The sequence below is a fragment of the Paenibacillus polymyxa M1 genome, assembly GCF_000237325.1.
In the GTDB taxonomy this organism is placed as follows: domain Bacteria; phylum Bacillota; class Bacilli; order Paenibacillales; family Paenibacillaceae; genus Paenibacillus; species Paenibacillus polymyxa_C.
Genome location: NC_017542.1, coordinates 4,425,883 through 4,441,397, shown reverse-complemented (window position 1 = coordinate 4,441,397; position 15,515 = coordinate 4,425,883). Strand labels below are relative to the sequence as shown.

Sequence of the window (15,515 nt, the reverse complement as noted above, 5' to 3'; positions counted from 1 at the left end):
TGAAAAAACGCAGCTTACTGCAAACAGATTGAACAACTTGCTGGAGGGTTTTGGTATGAAGGATGGGCTATGGTCCAGAAGTCTCGGTTTCAAGCCCGAGCATCATTGGAAAAAGGAATTAGCCGCGGGTGCCATTTCTTATTTTTCCGTTGTATACATTATTATGGTTAATGCAACTATCTTGGCAGATGCGGGCATTCCTCTTCAAGGGGCAATGCTCGGGACGCTGCTGACATCGATGATCGGCTGTCTACTGATGGCTTTTGGCGGAAAGTCTCCCATGGTCGTTGTACCAGGGATGGGGATTAACGCCTTTTTCACTTACACGCTCGTACATTCCATGAAGCTGAGCTGGCAGGAAGCGTTGATGGTAGTTGCCGTCACAGGGGTGATATTCGCCATTGTGGCATTTACATCATTGTACAAGCTGATAAGCCAGGCGATTCCCCACAATTTGCAACATGGAATTACGGTGGGCATTGGTTTGTTTTTAACCTTTATCGGCTTGCAAAAAAGCGGGATCGTGATTGCACATCAAACGACTTTTGTGGCTATTGGTCATTTTAATGATCCTAAGGTGATTACAGCCTGTGTAACGTTACTGCTCGCTATTGTATTATTTGTGCGTAACGTTCAGGGAGGTTTGCTGATCAGCATTTTAGCAGGAACTGGGCTTGCATACGTACTGGGGGCTGTAGAGCCGGCAAGCACGGTGCGAACCTCTGAAACAGTACGACAGTACGGGCAATTGTTTGGAGAACTTTCTTTTTCAGGCATCGTCTCGGTAGCCTTCTGGATCGCTGTTTTTTTGCTGTTACTGATTGTGCTGTTCGAGAATGTTGGAATGATTACTGCACAGACCAACATGATTGGAAGACCGGATTCTTTTAAGAATAGCTTGCGTGTGTTAGCTGTGACCAATATTTTTGCTGGTATTCTGGGCAGCAGTCCCGCGGTAGCCGCTGCGGAGTCTACAGCTGGTATTGCCGCAGGGGGACGTTCGGGAATGACACCGCTGGTAACAGCAATTTTATTCGGAGCCACATTTTTCTTTATTCCATTGTTGGCTTATATTCCTGACAGTGCCATTGCGCCTGTATTAATCATTATCGGGGGCCTAATGGTGCAAAATGTGCGAGAGATGGATTTCAGTGATTTTACCGAATCGTTTCCTGCGTTTCTGATCATGGTGATGATGCCCTTTACTTACAGTATTGTAGATGGGATGGCATTTGGTTTTATTGCATACCCCGTAGCCAAGCTGGCAGCAGGACGGGGCAAGGAAGTGCCTGTCGCATTATATATCATTTCTGTACTGTTTGTGGCTAACTTTGTGCTTCATTCTCTGGTGTAGTAAACTCGAAGATAGGTTGTACTGTTCATACCCGCGCAGAGCGCGGGTGTTGTTGTTTGAACAAGAAATGGTCAGACAGGAAGCGAGGTTGATGGTTTATGGAAAAAGAACATCATGGGCGACAAGATGAGCAGGAGGATCGGACGAAGGAAAAGCCGGGGAAAAGGCCGGATAAGGCTGGTATGGGTCGGTTTATCAAACTGATTGCGAGTGCACATCCGCCCAAGGCCATTCTGATCATTGCCCTGATTCTGACCCTGATTCAGACGATTGCTGGTTTAATCGTACCGATGATGACCAAAGGGTTAATTGATGGCTTAACCTTTTCTTCACTGAACCGTATGGTCATTATTGGTCTGCTTGGCGCTTTTGTGCTTCAAGCGGTAGCTTCGGCGGTTTCGATTTATATGTTGAACTATGCCGGGCATAAGATTGTGGCTAATTTGCGCAAACGTTTATGGCATAAAATCTTATCTCTACCTATCCCTTACTTTGATCGAAATCGGTCAGGAGATACGATGAGTCGAGTTACCAATGATACAAGCCTGATTATGAACTTAATTACCGAGTATCTAGTTAATCTGATCTCTAATGTAATTGCAATTATTGGTGGTATTGCGTTGTTATTTTATCTGGATTGGGTGATGACGCTCATTATTATGACCATTGTTCCGCTAACAGCCCTGATTTTATTTCCGGTAGGCAGAAAAATGTATCGTATCTCCAAAAAACAGCAGGATGAGATGGCAGATCTGACCTCAGTACTGAGTCAGGTTATCGGCGAAATCAGGCTGGTTAAGGCCTACGGAACGGAAAGCAGAGAGGCACAGGCCGGGGAGGATCGCATTTACCGTATGTTCCGCTTCGGGTTGCAGGAGTCACGTATATTGGCCCTTGTGGGTCCTATTTCTACCTTTTTGCTAACTGCGGTGCTGGTTATTATATTGGGTGTTGGCGGTGTTCGCGTCGCATCGGGTGTACTGACCGCAGGGGATTTGGTGGCTTTTATTTTGCTACTATTTCAGGTGATTACGCCGATGGCCCAATTCACGACCTTGTATTCACGTCTGCAAAAGGTGGTTGGGGCCACTGAACGGATTCAGACTATTTTAGATCATGAAGAGGAACCACTTGAATTGAAACAGGAAGCGGCAAAAGAGAGCAGAGACATTGTATTTCGTGATGTTGCTTTTTCCTATACCGAAGGTGAGGAGGTTCTTCATCATGCAAACCTGGTCATACCGGCTAACCGGACGACAGCATTCGTGGGGCCGAGCGGAAGTGGGAAGTCCACCTTGTTTTCATTGTTGGAACGCTTTTATGTGCCAGATACAGGGGAAATTCGTTACGGAGACGAATCGATATCTTCATATACACTTTCCTCCTGGCGCTCCAAAATTGGTTATGTATCACAGGAAAGCTCAATGATGACCGGAACGGTCAAAGATAATATAACGTATGGTTTAGGGCGCGAAGCTGATTTGGAAGAAGTGAGACGAGCTGCCATGATGGCGTATGCGGATACATTTATTATGGATCTACCTCAAGGCTATGATACGGAGGTAGGGGAGCGGGGAATGAAGCTCTCCGGCGGGCAGCGTCAACGGATCGCCATTGCACGTGCGCTTCTTCGCAGCCCTGACATCCTCATGCTGGATGAGGCTACTTCTAGCCTGGACAGCTCATCCGAGCATGAGGTGCAGAAGGCCTTAGCGAACTTGATGGAAGGACGTACGACAATTGTCATTGCACACCGATTGTCTACAGTGGTCCACTCCGATCAAATTATTGTGTTGGACAAGGGCAATGTAACTGGTGCAGGGACCCATACCGAGTTATTAGAGACGCATCAGGTGTACCGCGAGCTGGCTCAAAAGCAGTTTGTGGAGATGGGAGAAAAGCTCCATACTTTGTGAAAGGGCAGGGAAATGGGCGCATTAGGAAATAAGGTTGGATTTTTGTGGTCAAATGTGTTACGCTTACTTTCCTTTTTTTGTGTCGGAGCAAGGGATAAGATGCAGAAATCGAGACTTGATATTCTTAGGAGGTAACTGAAATGGAGAATAAGTTTCAAAGTGCCTATCAAGAAGAACAGCATAGGCTGTCGCTTGCTATGGAGGAAATTGATCGGAGATTGGAACGGCTTCGCAATACACCGGTTTACACCGGGCATGACTTTACAGAGCAAGTACTGGAATCGGCACGGGAGGAAAAACGCCAGGCTTTGGCCAAAAGCTCGCAAGAGCCTTACTTTGGGCGTATGGATTTTGACGAGCGCGGTAGAGGGCAGCGGAAGCCGCTTTATATCGGTAAAATCGGTGTGGAGCGTGAAGAAACGTCAGCGTATCCGCTGGTGATTGATTGGCGTGCACCGATTGCTAGCTTGTTTTATTCGTTTACAGGTGGTGAAGAAACGGCGTCTTATGAAGCTCCTGAGGGAACTGTCGAAGGCTTGGTGTATCTGAAACGTAACGTTGTCATTCGTAAAAGGATCCTGGAACGGGTAGCGGATACGTACAATCGTGAAAGTGACGAGCCTGCCGTTTCCGATGAGTTTCTCGTTTATCGTTTGGGAGAGAACAAGGATAACCGTTTACGGGATATCGTATCTACCATTCAAGCGGAGCAAGATCAGATCATCCGCGCGGCTAAAAATACAGCCCTCGTTATTCAGGGGGTAGCGGGTAGTGGCAAGACGACCGTAGCGCTCCATCGACTCGCATTTTTGCTATATCAATACAAGGATCAGGTATCGGCAGACAAAATGGTTATTTTCGCACCCAACCATATGTTTCTCGATTATATTTCAGATGTACTTCCAGAGCTGGGGGTCGGAAATATTCAGCAAAGTACATTTGCAGATTGGGCGCTAGGTTTACTGGGGCTGGATTTACCTTTGGCAGATCCTACCGAAACGTTATCTTATTGGTTTGAAAGTGGCGGCTTAAGAACGGAATCTATGGATGAGGCGCCGGGTAGATTTAAGGGGTCGGTTCATTTTATGAAGCTGCTTCAGGATTTTGTGGAACGACTGGAGCCTATCTCAGTGCCTGAGGGCGACTTTTCCCCTTGGGATGGTGCGGTGCTTCCCCGAACTGAGATTTTGAATTGGTTCAATGAGGAATATAAGCCCTATCCGCTCGCGAAGCGGAAGGAGCGTGTGCTGGCAAGAGTCCATCGCTGGATTGAAATGGAACTGAAAAAGTCACCTTCGGCGGCTGCGCTCAAGGAACGGAAGAAAAAAGCCGGATCTCGGGAAAAGGCGTATGCCAAAAAATGGCCCCAATACGACGCACTGACGCTCTACAAGCAGCTTTTTCAGGCAGCTAAAGGGTTACCCGCAGAGGCCGCTGCGGAAATGAAGGCTTCTTTGCCGGCTTCCATCTTTAAGGCCACACAGTCGGACCTGCGAAGTCAGATCATTCGTGAAGAGGATCTAACTGCGTTAGTATATCTTCACGTGCTGATTCATGAGGTAGAATCATCTCAACGTTTTGACCATGTAGTCATTGATGAAGCGCAGGATTTTTCACCTTTTCATATCGCCTTGCTGGATTTGTTCGTAAAAGGGCATTCCTTTACGATACTGGGCGATTTATCGCAGGGGATTCATGAATATCGTGGTGTACATGCATGGGAGGAAATGAGTTCTCTTTTTGCACCTGAACAAACGGGGTATTTTGCACTTACACGGAGTTATAGATCAACTTTGGAAATTATAGAATTTGCAAATACAATTTTGGAGCAGGGAGTACGTGGCGGCATTACAGCGGTTCCGGTATTTCGTAGCGGCGATCCGGTGCGTACCGTGTCTTACGACTCCTCTGTACGTGAGGAGAGTTTGCTCACCGCTTTAAAAGAGCTTTCCTCCAAGGAGTATCGTACTGTTTCTGTGCTGACACGTACCTTAAAAGAAGCTGTAGAGCTGCATGAGGTTTTCACAAGTGCGGGATTGGATGTCCATTTGATTGACGGTGGTAAAAAGCAATATGAAGGCGGCTTGTCTGTGCTGCCTGTATATCTGTCCAAAGGTCTGGAATTTGATGCAGTTATTGTGGCCGATGCCGACCAGGATCATTATGGAGAACGGACATGGGATGCCAAGCTGTTATATGTAGGATGTACGCGTGCGCTGCATGAGCTGTGGTTATTGCATGACGGTCCACTTCCAAGTTACGTACAGGCGCAAACGGAGTAATTAGAACGCTGTATGTCATGCCAACCAAAGAACAGCCACGAAATTCATTTTTCGTCCCAGGCTGTTCTTTCTTTTTAGTTGAATCACGTGTAGGGCTACAGTTATACCGTGACCAGGCTATCTGCAACTTGTTAACCGATATGGTAGAATAAGAGGCGGTTTATCATCGTTTTAATGCAGTAGATAAATTGAATTTTCATGTCTTTTAGCTGTATGGGCGAACTTGTTTTCAATGAAAAAAGAAAGTGTTCGTTCATAAATGATAAGGAAGTGAATGAAATGGACTTATTTTCATATTCCCAGGAATCAACGCCAAACAATCGGTTGCTTGCAGACCGCCTGCGTCCGACTTCGCTGGATGAATATATTGGACAGGAGCATGTTGTAGGTCCGGGTAAGCTGCTGCGAAGAGCTATAGAGGCTGATCAGGTTTCTTCTATATTGCTCTACGGGCCACCGGGCTGCGGTAAAACGACACTGGCACATATCATTTCTCAACACACACAAGGCGATTTCGTCCGTCTAAATGCAGTAGAAGCCTCTGTGAAGGATGTAAGAGAAGTCATTGACCGTGCACAGACGAATAAATCGATGTATGGCAAAAAGACCATTCTGTTTCTTGACGAGGTACATCGATTTAACAGTTCACGCCAGGATGCATTGCTGCCTGCGGTGGAAAAGGGGACGATCGTGTTTATTGGCGCCACGACGGAAAACCCTTTTCATTACGTCAACGGCGCTTTAATGAGCCGTTCTACACTGTTCCAGCTTGAAGCGCTAACCCAGGAGCATTCGCTGGCCGCTATGCGCCGCGCCTTGAGCGATGCGGACAAGGGGCTCGGCTATATGCAGCTTCAGGTAGACGAAGCTGCACTGGATCACATCGCGTCCATGGCGAATGGCGATATCCGCCGTGCTTTGAACGCGCTGGAACTAGCGGCGCTCACGACACCTCCACTAGCAGATGGCACAATTCATGTGACGCTGGAAGTGGCAGAGGAATCCATCCGCCGCCCGATTGTCAAGGCAGACGAGTCTACACAGTATGACGTGCTGTCTGCCTTTCACAAAAGCATTCGCGGTTCCAGCGACGCGGCGCTATTCTGGTTCCTGTATGCCGTAGAGAAGCTCGGTATGGACCCGATGACCTTTATTCGCCGCCTTATCGCAGCAAGCAGCGAGGACATTGGCCTGGCGAACCCGCAGGCGATGGTCCAAGCAGTGAGTGCGCTTGAAGCCTACCGCAATAACGGTTGGCCTGAGGCCAAACTGAACATTGCCCAGGCCATTTTATTCGCTGTGGAAAGTCCCAAGTCGAATGCCGTATACACGGCGATTTCACGGGCCATGTCGGCCATGGACGATATGAAATCGGCCGAGGTGCCGCTGCATCTGCGCGATGCACACTACAAAGGCTCGGAAAAACTCGGCCATGTTGGCTATCAATATCCGCATAATTTTCCGAATCACTATGTAAGGCAGCAATATTTGCCCAATTCGATAGCAGATCAGACCTTTTACCAGGCCACTGAGCAGGGAAATGAGTCTAAAATCAGGCAAAATCAGCGTTGGCGGGATTCACAATCTTAATAATATGGGTGACTTTAATATACGGAATGTGTACGATTTGTTGTCATGTACACCATGATCCGGTAAGAGCGAAGAAGGGGATAAAAAATGAAAGACGTACTATTCGTCGCCGCGGGTGGAGCGATCGGAACCTCTGCTCGCTACAGCCTGCAATTACTGTTGCCTGCGGCTGGGGCGGATTTTCCGCTTGGCGTGCTGCTAATGAATTGGCTCGGCTGTCTGTTCCTAGGCTGGTTCTTTACGGTAACCTTGCGATCGTGGCGGATCAAACCACATTTGCGACTTGCCATCGGAACAGGCTTTACAGGGGGATTTACCACCTTTTCCACCTTTGCAGTGGATGCTGTACGCCTCACGGTTCACGATCGCATGCTGACGGCTGTGTTGTATCTGCTGCTGAGCGTAGGCGTAGGCTTACTTTTAACGTGGGCAGGTATCCGTCTAGGCACAAAAATGACGCAGACTGCCCCCAAGGGGGGACGCTTATGATCTGGTGGGCGGCGGCAGGCGGAATGGTGGGTACAATAGCAAGATACGGGCTTGGCATGTGGGCCGGAAAAAGGTTGGGTACTGTATTCCCGTGGGGGACCTGGATCATTAATATCAGCGGTTCATTACTGTTAGGGTGGCTGTATGGCGAGTTTACGCAACACAATCTGTCGCCTGTACTCTGGATGCTGCTGGGAACAGGTTTTTGTGGCGGCTACACCACCTTTTCCACATTCGGCTATGAATCTATTCAACTGATGGAACATAAAAAATACCGACGTATGGCTGTATATGTATTGTCTTCTGTAATAGTAGGAGTTATAGCTGCAGCTATCGGGTACAGGGTCAGTTATATCTTATAAATTTTCAAAATGACATGTGAGCACACAATAAAAGCTTCCAAACCCAAAATTAAGGCGTTATCAGCCGTAAATAGGAGGGTGGAAGCTTAGTGCTGTGCCTATTTAACTATTTTTTATCTCGTTCTTTGTATAATTCAGGTAAAAGTGCTTTGAGTTCAGGTCGTGGATCAGGGTCAGATAGCTTCATTTCCTCTAGCGTTTGGACAGCAATCCGCAGTACAGTATAATCTCTATACCAACGATTGTCTGAAGGAACAACATACCATGGAGCTTGCTTGGTTGCACTTAGCTCTAGTACTTCCTCATAGTATTGGGTATATTGCTTCCAAAATTTTCGTTCCTGCAAATCACTCGGATCAAGCTTCCAGTTTTTGCGAGGCTTCTCAATCCGGTCAATCAGCTTTTCCAACTGGAATTGCTTCGAAATATGTAAAAAGATTTTAACCACCTTTACACCACTATCCAGCAACAACTGTTCAAAATGCTTGATATGCTTTATATTCCGTTTGGCCTGTTTATCGGATACCTGCCCGTGGACACGTGTGATCAGCACATCTTCGTAGTAAGAACGGTTGAACGCTGCAATATATCCGCGTCCTGGAGTTACGCTATGGGCGCGCCACAAGAAATCATGGCTTAATTCCTCCGTCGTAGGTGATTTAAAGCTGTGTACAGTCACTCCCGCAGGGTTAAGATTAGAAAACACCTGCTTGATCACGCCATCTTTTCCGCTGCAATCCATACCCTGAAATACAAACAAAACGGCTTGTTTTTTCTCTGTAAATAATTTGCTTTGTAATTCCGCGAAGCGTTCCTTCAATTGATCTGTTTCCTGTCGGATTTCTTCTTTGTTTTTGATATTCTTCGTATCCTTGGGGTCCCATTCTTTCAAAGAAACTTTTTTACCCGGTGTCAGCATTCCTAATGAATCAGACATAAAGGCACGCTCCTTTTCAATTGAAGTTGATCTTGTCTACATCATATACCCAAATGGGGACGTTATCAAAAATCTCGTATGTATGGTCTTTATTAGCGGTTTTTCTACTGGGGATGCCTCTGGTCACGAAATTTTCTTCAGGTTCAACAATTAAAAAGTTAAGTTTTAAGTCTTTAGACATAGGAAGTAAGGTTAATCTTTCTTATAACAATTAGGAATTAAGATGGTTCTCCATAAAGTTTAAGAGTGTTATTATGTCATGACGAACTCTCAACAGAGGTATAATATGACAACTATTAAAGTAACACCTGAGCAGCTTATGACTATCTCCAAGCAATTTGAACTTGCACAGCAAAAAGTGACCCAAATGAACAGCATTTTAATTCAACAAATTTCATCTATGGAACGATTCTGGGATGGAGTGACCAAAGAGCAATTCTATTATAGTTTCCAAACATCTCAGAAGAATATGAATGGCTTTGTTGCACTGACAGATTCTGTTGCAAAAGAATTGCGTCGTCATGCGGATAAATTCAGGTTAGCTGATTTGCTGGAAGCAGGTAATATTGATTCAAGCTGCTTACCACCTCCACCTAATTCATGTGCTCCCCCTGCTCCAGATACTAGAAATGCTTTGGAAAAATCAGCAGATAGTTTGGTAGAACTTGGTGACGATTTTTTGTCTGCTGCGGAGGACAGGTACGAAAAACGCTATGACTCTGTAGGCGGATTTTTAGACTATTGGACGTTTGGAATTCCGAAAGGTTTGTATCAAGGATATGCAGAGCGTGCATCCAAGCAGTTTGATTCAGGGAATGATTTTTTTAACTTCTGGACTTTTGGTGTACATGGAACAATCAGAGAAGCAATGTTTCCTACAAATGCATGGTCAAAGGAACATTGGGCTAACATGATCGGTACAGCGGGAATCTTTGGGGGAGTCAGTTCAGTAATTAAGCCTAAGATTGGATTGGGCTCGTCAATGAAATGAGGTGAAATCTGGGGCTAGTCTTGAAGTTAAAGGGGCTTCGAATCGATTATCTGATACGATGTTAGGTAAGAATGATGCTGATCCATTTAGGGATATATATGGTCCTGGACGACTTTCTCATCCAGAAGAGTGGAGTACCATTATTAAGAATACGCAAGGAGCCGGGGTTGAAGTTAGAATTCTAGATAGAGATATTATGGCGTATGCACCCAAAGGATCAGGAAAGCCTGGGCAATTGAATATATATGAGGATGCTTCAATTAGTGCACTGCGGCATGAGTATCAACATTTTCTTGATGATAAAGCTAAGGGTTTTCCTAGTTTGGATGTAACATATGAATTCAAAAATAGGATTATCATGGAACTTAGAGCCTATATGGTCGAGATAAAAGAAGCAGAGAGGATTGGAAATAAGGACCTTGCAGAACACCTTTGGAACAATTACAGGGATGAACGGCAGTATCTTTTAGAGAATTATGGGCCAGTTAAACTAGATTGATGGGAGATAACAAAATGAAGCTACTTACTTTATCAAAGGAAATACGAGAGGGGAAAATAGGCGACGATCAATTGGTGGAATGTTTGGATATCCAGCATAATCAGGTACAGTTGAATGCAATGAGTCAGATCGCTAAAAAGAAACTATGCAATGAGAAAATAATTGAAAAATTGAAACATATTAGCCAGTTCAGAGACCCTAAGGTAAATAAGCTTTTTGGTATTGATACGCTTGGACACTATAGTATTGCTGTACTTCGAGTATTGAACACTTCTGAATCTATAAAACAGTACGAGCTGTTAATGTCTGAACTCGACGATTTTGATAAAGGAATAGTTGAAAGAATTACAGAGGGAGTAAGTTAGTGTTTATTTTAGAAGTCCAAAGTTGGGCTTTTTTTTGTATGAGGAGTTCTACTTGATAATGGAAAATAAATGATGAAAATAAAAAAGCTATTGATTGTTGTATTTAATGAAGCTACTATTTGCATGAAGTTAAAAAGAAGTGTTGGTAGTACTTAAGTATCCATGCTAATCCTATCCAATAGGAGGAATTCACTTGGCGACGATAGCTAAGATTTCTGAAGATTTAGAAGGATGGATTGCATTTCTTGCTGTACTCAGATGAGTTAACTTGTGAACCTATAGCAGGTAAATGGTCGATTCAAGATGTGGTCAGTCATATTATGGGCTGGGATAATAACTTCACTAAGGCGCTTATACAGATTATCGATAAGGGACAAGTCATGCTCAAGGAGCATCCTGATGTACATACATTCAATGATTCATCTGTAGCGTTCGGTAGAACTATGAAACCACATGATTTGCTAAATGAAGCTATTGCTCAGCGTAAGCAAATGATTGCCAAACTCCAAATGGTATCAGAATCGGATTTTATGCGTCCAGTTCCTAATAGTCTGTACACTTTGGAAACCTTTTTACAAGAGATGTTTGTCCAGCATGACAGACATCATAAAGAGCAGATTATGAATTCTTTACAAGTTATAAACTAAAAACATCTTTTATAAAAAAAGTCGCCCTCCATAAATCTGGAGAGACGACTTTTTTAATTCCTGCTATATCAATGCAAAATAGTCATTCATTTAAACTGTTTCAGGCTGAAGTTTTTCAACCTTATCAATGGTTCCGCCACCCAGACAACGTTCCCCGTCATAAAATACAACAGCTTGTCCAGGGGTAATGGCCTTTTGATGTATATCGAATACGACATGCACGGTTCCATCCGGAAGCCATTGTAAAGTTACTTGCTGATCAGGCTGGCGGTAGCGGAACTTGGCTGTGCAGCGGAATTCGCCGGATGGACGTGCATCTGCGCCTTCAATCCAGTTTACATCCGTGGCAATCAGGCTGGTAGAATACAGGCTGTGGTGACGATCACCTTGTACCACATACAGGATATTCTTCTCCAAATCTTTATCTGCTACGAACCATGGTTCGCCTGAACCTGAGCCGCCAATGCCCAAGCCTTGTCTTTGGCCCAGTGTATAGTACATCAGACCATCGTGACGTCCTTTGACTTCACCCGTAGCGATATCCACCATATCTCCACCTTTTGCAGGCAGATACCCACTCAGAAACTCCTTGAAATTGCGTTCGCCGATAAAACATACACCTGTGCTGTCTTTTTTCTTGGCTGTATAAAGTCCCGCAGCTTCTGCAATTCTGCGTACTTCTGGTTTCGGCAGATGGCCGATCGGGAACATGGTGCGCGACAACTGTGCTTGGCTTAATGCATTCAGGAAATAAGTCTGATCCTTGTTGCTATCCACACCTCTCAGCAAAGTAAAGCGGCCGTCTTCTTCCACAACCCGTGCATAATGTCCAGTAGCAACATAATCTGCTCCCAAATCCAGCGCTTTGTTCAGAAACTCGCCGAATTTAATTTCACGGTTGCACATGACATCCGGATTGGGTGTGCGTCCAGCTTTATATTCATCAAGAAAATAGGAGAATACTTTATCGAAGTATTCTTTTTCAAAATTGACTGTATAGTAAGGAATGTCGATCTGTTCACAGACGCGGCGCACATCCTCCGCATCCTCTTCAGCCGTACAACGGCCAAATTCATCCGTGTCATCCCAATTTTTCATGAAGATGCCGATTACGTCATAGCCCTGCTCCTTTAGCAGCAGCGCGGTAACGGATGAGTCGACGCCACCGGACATGCCGACGACGACACGGGTTTCATGATTGGCTTTAGCCATGGTCATCACCCAATTCTTTCAATATTGTTGTAGAACCCACCTATTGTAACATAAACGATAATAAGTTACGATGTTTGGACGAACAAATGACACGGCGAACGATGCAAGAAAGCTACATAAAACGGGCTAAATCTGTTCCTAATCGCTCGAAAGCAACTTTTTTTAAGATTGTTACCGTAATGTTTCCCTTTACCTGCCCTAATATGTTAACATAAGCTGAGGGTTAGGATCGGAATAGAGAGGTTTACAACTCCAATTATTCCGCGTGTTTAACGGAATTGTTACTATAAGCGAGGTGCCACAATTGAAAATATCAACGAAAGGCCGTTACGGTCTGACCATTATGATGGAGCTTGCAGCCAGGTTTGGCGAAGGTCCAACTTCTTTGAAAAGTATTGCCGAAAAAAATCAGCTATCAGAGCATTATCTGGAACAGCTCATTGCGCCTTTGCGTAATGCAGGTTTGGTAAAAAGTATCCGTGGTGCTTACGGCGGTTATATTTTGGCGAATGAACCGTCAGGCGTAACAGCAGGAGACATCATTCGTGTGCTGGAAGGTCCGATTTCTCCGGTCGATTTTACGGAAGAAGACGATCCGGCTAAACGCCAGCTCTGGCTGCGAATTCGTGACAGCATTGCTGAAGTGCTGGATTCTACAACACTTAAGGACTTGATCACATACCAAGAACATGATGAATTGGATAATTACATGTTCTACATTTGAGGTGGATAACATGAACAGAATTTATCTGGATCATGCCGCATCGACTCCTATGCATCCTGAGGTTGCGCAGACTATGATGGACATCATGACCGGTCAATTCGGCAACGCTTCGAGCGTTCATGCCTTTGGCCGTGATGCCAAGCGCACCGTCAGCGCAGCGCGGGATGCCGTTGCGGCCTCTTTGGGCTGCAAGCCTGAAGAAATTATATTTACGAGCGGAGGGACAGAGAGTGATAATCTGGCCCTGTTTGGGACGGCTACGGCAGATGGTCGTACTTCCGGCCATATTATTACAACCGCGATTGAACATCACGCCGTGCTTCATGCTTGCGATGAGCTGGAAAAAGCGGGATACCAGGTAACCTATGTCCCGGTCAATGGTTTTGGGCGTGTGAATCCTGTGGATATTGAGGCAGCTATTCGCCCGGATACTTTTTTGATCAGCATGATGTATGCCAACAATGAGGTGGGCGTCATTCAGCCGGTTCAAGAAGTAGGACAGATTGCGAGAGAGCATGGAATTATATTTCATGTAGATGCAGTTCAAGCCTTCGGGCATATATCCATCGACTGCGGGAACCTCCCGATTGACTTACTTAGTGTGTCTGGCCATAAGATTAACGGACCGCAAGGGGTGGGTGCATTGTATATCCGTCGGGGTACACGCATTCAGCCGCTAATGCATGGGGGACTTCAGGAGAAGAAGCGCCGTGCCGGAACAGAAAATATCGCCGGCATTGCTGGGCTGGCTAAAGCCGCAACTCTTGCCAATGCTTCTATTGAGGAGCGAGGAGCACACGATATGGCTCTTCGCCAAACGTTGCTAAAAGCGTTGGAAGGCTCTCTGGGTAGCCATGAGTTTATAATTAACGGTGATCCTGAATATTTTGTGCCTAATGTGCTAAATATTAGCTTTCCGGCCATTGGTACAGAGACCATGCTGATGAATCTCGATATGGAAGGAATCGCAGCGGCCAGTGGATCAGCCTGCACTTCGGGGTCTCTAGAGCTATCGCATGTATTGCAGGCGATGGATCTTCCTGAAGATGTTTTGAATTCAGCGATTCGGTTTAGCTTCGGTTTGGGTAATACTACGGAAGAAATGGAATACACGGCCAAGAAAATTGAAACCATATGGAAGCGGCTGCGTACTAGGAACTAGGGATTTCTCCGCATTTTAGTAAGAAGGGAGGGGCGGTTTTCCATTTCATTGCATGAACGAAAAGCAAGGTCTGACAGGCATGTAGGAAAAGGACCGCACCTTCGTTCGGATTGCAGAATGAGGAGGGACCCGATATATGAAGCTTCAAGACATGATCGGACTTGCTGTTTTCAATGTCGAGGACGGGAAGCAGATTGGTAAAATACATGACTTTATGTTGACAGCTGATTGGCGAATTACAGGGATTGAGCTAGAAGGTAAAGGTCTTTTTTCATCTCATGTCAAAATGGTGGCTTGGGATGACATCGTTGCCTATGGTGAGGATGCGATCATGATTCGCAATCAGCAGGCCGTCCGTAAAACAGAGGCCCATGATATACAACATACGTACTTGCTTGGACCCGGTAAACTGAAGGATTTATCCGTGCTAACAGAGGAAGGGCTTATGCTCGGGCACATCTCGGATGTTTATTTTGACCAGGAAATGGGCAATAACATAATAGGCTTGGAAATCAGCGATGGTTTTGTATCGGATATTATAGAAGGGCGGAAATGGCTGCCCTGCACCGAAGATATGTCCATCGGGGAAAATGCTGTTATGGTTCCCCCGTTAAGCGAGCAGCGTCTGGAAAAAGCCATATATTCTGTTAATGGATAGGGTGAGTTTATTGAGATGTCCGAATTGTAATTCCAAAGATATCGGAAAAATTGGCTCCCATCAATTTTATTGCTGGGGATGCTTTATTGAACTTCAAGTGAATGGTGAAAAAATGTCTGTCTACCAAGTGGAAGAGGATGGAACGCTCAGTTCGCTGGACGACTTATTCTTTGGAGATGAGATGGCACAACAGGACTTGCCGCAAATTCACGCTTCTTCCTAAGCTTGATTCGGAAAGTGGACAGGCTGTTTATGAAGAGGTGTGATCTCCCACCTATTGCTTAAAATACAGCTTAGTGGGTTGGATCATGCTTAATAAAAAATGGA

The 15,515-nt window shown here is 45.4% G+C and carries 15 protein-coding genes and 1 pseudogene; 14 read left to right on the top strand and 2 right to left on the bottom strand.

Going from position 1 to position 15,515, the window contains the following annotated elements; translation table 11 throughout:
* The first annotated feature begins 55 nt into the window (after nucleotides 1-55).
* The 6 genes from PPM_RS19955 to crcB (PPM_RS19930) all read left to right on the top strand — a co-directional run bounded on the left by PPM_RS19955 (nucleotide 56) and on the right by crcB (PPM_RS19930) (nucleotide 7,993).
* Complete coding sequence (locus PPM_RS19955; protein ID WP_013372625.1) at nucleotides 56-1,354, top strand: NCS2 family permease; 1,299 nt, start codon at nucleotides 56-58, stop codon at nucleotides 1,352-1,354.
* A gap of 98 nt (nucleotides 1,355-1,452) precedes the next feature.
* Entirely contained in the window at nucleotides 1,453-3,270 is a 1,818-nt protein-coding gene (locus PPM_RS19950; RefSeq protein ID WP_013372624.1) for an ABC transporter ATP-binding protein, read from the top strand.
* 140 nt (nucleotides 3,271-3,410) lie between these two features.
* The gene (locus tag PPM_RS19945) at nucleotides 3,411-5,552 is read left to right on the top strand and encodes a HelD family protein (RefSeq protein WP_013372623.1); all 2,142 of its coding nucleotides are present in this window, start codon (nucleotides 3,411-3,413) and stop codon (nucleotides 5,550-5,552) included.
* 279 nt (nucleotides 5,553-5,831) lie between these two features.
* A complete protein-coding gene (locus PPM_RS19940) occupies nucleotides 5,832-7,142 on the top strand; it encodes a replication-associated recombination protein A (protein ID WP_013372622.1) in 1,311 nt (436 codons plus the stop codon).
* Between the two features lie 87 nt (nucleotides 7,143-7,229).
* Complete coding sequence (gene crcB, locus PPM_RS19935; RefSeq protein ID WP_013372621.1) at nucleotides 7,230-7,631, top strand: fluoride efflux transporter CrcB; 402 nt, start codon at nucleotides 7,230-7,232, stop codon at nucleotides 7,629-7,631.
* Complete coding sequence (crcB, locus tag PPM_RS19930) at nucleotides 7,628-7,993, top strand: fluoride efflux transporter CrcB (protein ID WP_013372620.1); 366 nt, start codon at nucleotides 7,628-7,630, stop codon at nucleotides 7,991-7,993. Before crcB (PPM_RS19935) ends, crcB (PPM_RS19930) begins: the two co-directional genes overlap by 4 nt.
* 106 nt (nucleotides 7,994-8,099) lie before the next feature.
* On the opposite strand, the gene PPM_RS19925 is transcribed toward crcB (PPM_RS19930), so the two are convergent.
* Nucleotides 8,100-8,930, bottom strand: coding sequence for a PPK2 family polyphosphate kinase (locus PPM_RS19925; RefSeq protein ID WP_013372619.1), 831 nt, complete (start codon nucleotides 8,928-8,930; stop codon nucleotides 8,100-8,102).
* 286 nt (nucleotides 8,931-9,216) lie between these two features.
* Between PPM_RS19925 and PPM_RS19920 the strand changes: the two are divergent.
* The 4 genes and pseudogenes from PPM_RS19920 to PPM_RS19905 all read left to right on the top strand — a co-directional run.
* Nucleotides 9,217-9,918: pseudogene (locus PPM_RS19920) on the top strand (WXG100 family type VII secretion target); the annotation flags it as partial.
* A 4-nt stretch (nucleotides 9,919-9,922) separates the two neighbouring features.
* The gene (locus PPM_RS19915; RefSeq protein ID WP_013372617.1) at nucleotides 9,923-10,420 is read left to right on the top strand and encodes a hypothetical protein; all 498 of its coding nucleotides are present in this window, start codon (nucleotides 9,923-9,925) and stop codon (nucleotides 10,418-10,420) included.
* 14 nt (nucleotides 10,421-10,434) lie between these two features.
* Nucleotides 10,435-10,785 carry a hypothetical protein gene (locus PPM_RS19910; RefSeq protein WP_013372616.1) on the top strand — a complete coding sequence of 117 codons (351 nt, stop codon included), beginning with the start codon at nucleotides 10,435-10,437 and terminating at the stop codon, nucleotides 10,783-10,785.
* 245 nt (nucleotides 10,786-11,030) lie between these two features.
* Nucleotides 11,031-11,432, top strand: a complete 402-nt coding sequence (locus PPM_RS19905; RefSeq protein WP_013372615.1) for a DinB family protein — start codon at nucleotides 11,031-11,033, stop codon at nucleotides 11,430-11,432.
* A gap of 90 nt (nucleotides 11,433-11,522) precedes the next feature.
* On the opposite strand, the gene mnmA is transcribed toward PPM_RS19905, so the two are convergent.
* The gene (gene mnmA / locus PPM_RS19900) at nucleotides 11,523-12,644 is read right to left on the bottom strand and encodes a tRNA 2-thiouridine(34) synthase MnmA (RefSeq protein WP_013372614.1); all 1,122 of its coding nucleotides are present in this window, start codon (nucleotides 12,642-12,644) and stop codon (nucleotides 11,523-11,525) included.
* Nucleotides 12,645-12,948: 304 nt separating this feature from the next.
* Between mnmA and cymR the strand changes: the two genes are divergently transcribed.
* The 4 genes from cymR to PPM_RS19880 all read left to right on the top strand — a co-directional run bounded on the left by cymR (nucleotide 12,949) and on the right by PPM_RS19880 (nucleotide 15,411).
* Nucleotides 12,949-13,368 carry a cysteine metabolism transcriptional regulator CymR gene (gene cymR, locus PPM_RS19895; RefSeq protein WP_013372613.1) on the top strand — a complete coding sequence of 140 codons (420 nt, stop codon included), beginning with the start codon at nucleotides 12,949-12,951 and terminating at the stop codon, nucleotides 13,366-13,368.
* 10 nt (nucleotides 13,369-13,378) lie between these two features.
* Nucleotides 13,379-14,530, top strand: a complete 1,152-nt coding sequence (locus PPM_RS19890) for a cysteine desulfurase family protein (RefSeq protein ID WP_013372612.1) — start codon at nucleotides 13,379-13,381, stop codon at nucleotides 14,528-14,530.
* 136 nt (nucleotides 14,531-14,666) lie between these two features.
* Nucleotides 14,667-15,188 carry a PRC-barrel domain-containing protein gene (locus tag PPM_RS19885; protein WP_016324648.1) on the top strand — a complete coding sequence of 174 codons (522 nt, stop codon included), beginning with the start codon at nucleotides 14,667-14,669 and terminating at the stop codon, nucleotides 15,186-15,188.
* Nucleotides 15,189-15,198: 10 nt separating this feature from the next.
* Nucleotides 15,199-15,411: a hypothetical protein gene (locus PPM_RS19880; protein WP_013311529.1), complete on the top strand. Its 213-nt coding sequence runs from the start codon at nucleotides 15,199-15,201 to the stop codon at nucleotides 15,409-15,411.
* Nucleotides 15,412-15,515: the final 104 nt, after the last annotated feature.